Consider the following 4,242-nt stretch of genomic DNA (forward strand, 5'->3'; position numbering starts at 1 on the left):
TTGGCCCTTGTAAGCCCCGCCCGGCACAATCCCCTCACGAAACTTCCCAGTTTCCATCTCTCCACGGACGGAGCCCCTTGCGCTATTGCTTTGGCAATACAGGGCCCAGGCCAGCTCGGCTGGGCTTTCTTTTTCACCAGAAAAACTACGATCCCGATTATTCCAATGCCTGCCTCGCGTTCCGAAAGTCGTCTGCAGCGGCTGTTGCCTGCGCCCCTCAATACATCTCCTAAAGAATGGCTGCGTGCTGGAGCCGGTGCACTGCTCGGCCTGTTCTTCGCCGGCTGGCTGACCAGCCTGGCCTACGGCCCTGGCATCGCCTTGCACCTTCTAGGCCCCCTGGCTGCCTCGGCAGTGCTGGTATTTGCCGTGCATTCCGGCCCTTTGGCCCAGCCTTGGCCAGTGCTGGGCAGTTACGCCCTGGCGGGCGCTGTCGGCCTGGCCATGCGCCAGGGCTTCGGGCCTGAGCTGTGGGTGGCTGCCGCAGCCCTGGCGATCTCGGTGCTGCTGATGTGCCTGCTGCGCTGCCTGCACCCGCCGGGCGGTGGGGTGGCGGTGAGTGCAGTGCTGGCCGATTCGGGGCTTACGGCCCTGGGTGACCATCTGCTGGAGCCGGTGCTGCTCAATGCGCTGATCCTGGTGACGGTGGCGGTGCTCTACAACCGTTTGACCGGCGTGCGCTACCCCAAGGGCAATGCCCCGCGCAAGGAGCTGCATCACACCCATGACCCGCTGCCCAATGAGCGCGTCGGGGTCAGCGGCGCCGACCTGGACCAGGCGCTTGAAGAGTTGGGCGAGTTCGTCGATGTCACCCGCGACGAGCTGGAACGCATCATCCTTGCCACCGAGCAGCATGCCCTGCAACGCAGCCTTGGCGGTATTACTGCGGCATCGGTGATGTCCCGGGATGTGCAGTTCGCGTCGCCTGACACCACCCTGGAGCAGGCGTGGAAGATGCTGGCCAGTCACCACCTGAAAACCCTGCCGGTACTGCAGCATGGCAAGTTGGTGGGCATCGTCAGCCTCAGCGACCTGGTCGGGCCTGCCATGCAGAGGGGCCAGTTCCGATGGCGCGGCCTGTTCGGGCGCAAGGCGGTGCGCATGGCGCAGGTGATGAGCCGGCGGGTGATCAGTGTCAGCAGCCAGCACCCGCTGGAGCGCCTGTTGCCCTTGCTGTGTGAACAAGGGCTGCACTGCTTGCCGGTAATCGACGCTGGCCAATTGGTCGGGGTGGTCACCCAGACCGACCTGATCGCCGGCCTCAAACGCCAGTTGCTCAGCGCCGCGGGCAATGCTTCAGATCACCGGGTCCCAGCGCTGTGACCAGTCGCTGACGCCGGCGGCCACGAGCCGGCGCAGTATCGCGAATGCCTGTTGCAGGGCCTCGCTGTCGCGCTTGCGCGGGTACACCAGAAATGTCGGGTAGGTGAATTCTGGTGCCTGGGGTACCCTCTCGAACACCCCGCTGTCCAGATAGGCCTGCACTACGCGGGTACGGAAGTAGCCGCTGCCGCCCTGGTCGAGGATGAACTGCAGAGCCAGGGGCCCGAGGTTGAAGCTCAGTGCCGGGCGCGCGCAGTCGGGCAGGGCGGCGTCGTGCTGGCGGCGGAATGCCTCCCCCCAGTCGATGTAGATGTACGGGTCTGGCTGGTCGACCCGGCGCACGCGGATCAACTTCTCTTCCATCAATTGCTCCACCTGCAGGCCCGGCCCGTAGGTCGGCTGATAGACCAACGCTGCGTCCAGCAGGCCCATCTCCACCTTGCGCAGCAGCGACTCGCCATCGCTCACCTCGCTGCGGATGGCATGGCTGGGCAGCTCGCGGTGCAGGGCGCTGACCCAGTCGAGCATCATCGGGTTGCCCAGGCTCACTTCGCCGCCCACATGCAGCACCTGCTGGCACCCTTCAGGCAGCGGCAGGTCGCGGCGCGCCGCTTCCCACGTCTGCACCAGCTGGTTGGCATAGCTGACGAAGGCCTCGCCATCGCTGGTCAGGCTGGCGCCGTTGCGGCTGCGTACGAACAACTGGCAGCCCAGTTGCTGCTCCAGGCGCTGCACCCGTGCAGTAATCGCGGTCTGCGATACGAACAGGCGCTCAGCGGCGGCGACCAGGCTGCCGCAACGCACGATTTCCAGAAAGGTACGGGCCTGTTCGATATCCATGGGGTGCTCAGTGGCGGAAGGGGAGGCCTATTCTAGAGAATTTGCACCGTTATGGGGCGTATTGGCGTTGTCTGCAAATTTGCAGGTCGGTTGTGACTTTAGTCCCATGGCGGCCCCGGTGTGGCGGTCCATACTCAAGTTTCGCCCTTCAATAACAACAAGTACCGGGTTTTCTACGCCATGAGCTATCAGCACAGCTACGCCCATTCCATTGCCGACCCTGCCGCATTCTGGGCCGAACAGGCCGCGCACCTGGCCTGGCACCGCACGCCTTCCCTCACCTTGCAGAACAACCCGGACGGTACCCACCGCTGGTTTGCCGACGGCCGCCTGAACAGCTGCCACCTTGCCCTCGACCACCAGATCGAACAAGGTCGCGGCGAGCAGTTGGCGCTGATCTACGACTCGCCTGTGACAGGCGTGCAACAGGCGTACACCTATCGTCAGTTGCGCGACGAGGTGGCACGCCTGGCAGGCTTGCTGCGCCATCTGGGGGTCAACAAGGGGGACGGGGTGATCATTTACATGCCCATGGTGCCCCAGGCGGCCATGGCCATGCTGGCGTGCGCGCGGATCGGTGCGGTGCATTCGGTGGTGTTCGGCGGTTTTGCCGCCAACGAACTGGCCTTGCGCATCGATGATGCCCGGCCCGCGTTGCTGCTGACGGCGTCCTGTGGCCTGGAGTTCGACCGGGTGATCGAATACAAGCCGCTGGTCGATCGCGCCCTGCAACTGGCCCGCCACCAGCCACGCAATGTGCTGGTATTGCAGCGGCCCCAGGCCCGCGCCCCGTTGCAGCCTGGCCGCGACCTCGATTGGCAGCAAGCGCTGGCAACGGCCGAGCCGGTCGCCCCTGTCGAACTGGACGCAGGTGACCCGCTGTACATCATGTACACCTCCGGTACCACTGGGAAGCCCAAGGGCATCGTGCGGGAAAACGGCGGCAACGCGGTAGCGCTGTGCTATGCCATGCGCCACATCTACGGTATGCAGGCCGGTGACGTGTGGTGGGGGATTTCCGACGTGGGCTGGGTGGTCGGCCATTCGCTGATTGTGTATGGCCCATTGATGAGCGGCTGCACCACGGTGTTTTATGAGGGCAAACCGATACGCACCCCTGACGCCTCGGCGTATTGGCGGGTGGTCGAGCAATACAAGGTCAACGCCTTGTTCTGTGCGCCGACCGCCATGCGCGCAATCCGCAAGGAAGACCCGGACGGCGCGTTGATCAAAGGGCACGACCTGAGCTCGCTGCGTCAGCTGTTTCTGGCCGGGGAGAAGCTCGACTCCAGCACCCATGAATGGCTGGAACGGGTCACTGGCAAACCGGTGCACGACCATTGGTGGCAAACCGAGACCGGCTGGCCGGTCACCGCACCTTGCGTTGGGCTGGACGGCAGCGCCGCGCGAGCGGGCTCGAGCAACCGCGCCGTGCCGGGCTACAACGTACGTGTGCTGGACGATGAAGGCCATTTGCTGGGGCCCAACCACCAGGGCTCGATCGTCATCGCGCTGCCGTTGCCGCCCGGGTGCAGCCAGACGCTGTGGGGCGACCACGAGCGCTACCTGCAGGCCTACCTGCGCACCTACCCCGGCTACTACCACACAGGCGACGGCGGTTACCTCGATGATGACGGTTTCGTGTACATCATGGGGCGCACGGACGACGTGATAAACGTCTCCGGGCATCGTCTGTCTACCGGCGAGATGGAGGACCTGGTGGCGCGTCACCCGGCGGTCGCCGAATGCGCGGTGATCGGCGTGCATGACGATATCAAGGGGCAGGTGCCTTTGGCGCTGGTGGTGCTCAAGGACGGCGAAGGCATTACCGAGTCGCAGCTGCTGGTCGAATTGGTGGGCAACGTGCGCGAGGAGATCGGGGCACTGGCGTGTTTCAACCGGGTGCGGCTGGTCAAGCGGTTGCCCAAGACCCGCTCAGGGAAGATCTTGCGGGCGGTGCTGCGCAAGATTGCCGACGGCCAGGACTATGTGCCGCCTTCGACCCTGGACGACCCCGCCGTGCTGGGGGAAATCGAGGTGGTGCTGGCGGACCTGCCGCGGGCGGGTTGAGAGATCGGA

General features: G+C 64.9%; 3 protein-coding genes. 2 read left to right on the forward strand and 1 reads right to left on the reverse strand.

Annotation, left to right across the window (positions count from 1 at the left end):
* Window positions 1–165: 165 nt before the first annotated feature.
* Entirely contained in the window at window positions 166–1,323 is a 1,158-nt protein-coding gene (locus tag NP534_RS25880) for an HPP family protein (protein WP_274100613.1), read from the forward strand.
* Here NP534_RS25880 and NP534_RS25885 read toward each other — a convergent pair.
* Window positions 1,297–2,163: a LysR family transcriptional regulator gene (locus NP534_RS25885; RefSeq protein WP_274100614.1), complete on the reverse strand. Its 867-nt coding sequence runs from the start codon at window positions 2,161–2,163 to the stop codon at window positions 1,297–1,299. The genes NP534_RS25880 and NP534_RS25885 overlap by 27 nt on opposite strands.
* 180 nt (window positions 2,164–2,343) lie before the next feature.
* Here NP534_RS25885 and NP534_RS25890 point away from each other — a divergent pair, with 180 nt between their 5' ends.
* On the forward strand, window positions 2,344–4,233 hold the full coding sequence (locus NP534_RS25890) for a propionyl-CoA synthetase (RefSeq protein ID WP_274100615.1): 1,890 nt from the start codon (window positions 2,344–2,346) through the stop codon (window positions 4,231–4,233).
* Window positions 4,234–4,242: the final 9 nt, after the last annotated feature.

This window comes from Pseudomonas sp. 39004 (assembly GCF_028682155.1).
Taxonomy (GTDB): domain Bacteria; phylum Pseudomonadota; class Gammaproteobacteria; order Pseudomonadales; family Pseudomonadaceae; genus Aquipseudomonas; species Aquipseudomonas capeferrum.

Coding starts and splice junctions, on each gene's coding strand:
- NP534_RS25885 (WP_274100614.1), bottom strand. CDS start 2,163: ATGGATATCGAACAGGCCCGTACCTTTCTGGAAATCGTGCGTTGCGGC.
- NP534_RS25880 (WP_274100613.1), top strand. CDS start 166: ATGCCTGCCTCGCGTTCCGAAAGTCGTCTGCAGCGGCTGTTGCCTGCG.
- NP534_RS25890 (WP_274100615.1), top strand. CDS start 2,344: ATGAGCTATCAGCACAGCTACGCCCATTCCATTGCCGACCCTGCCGCA.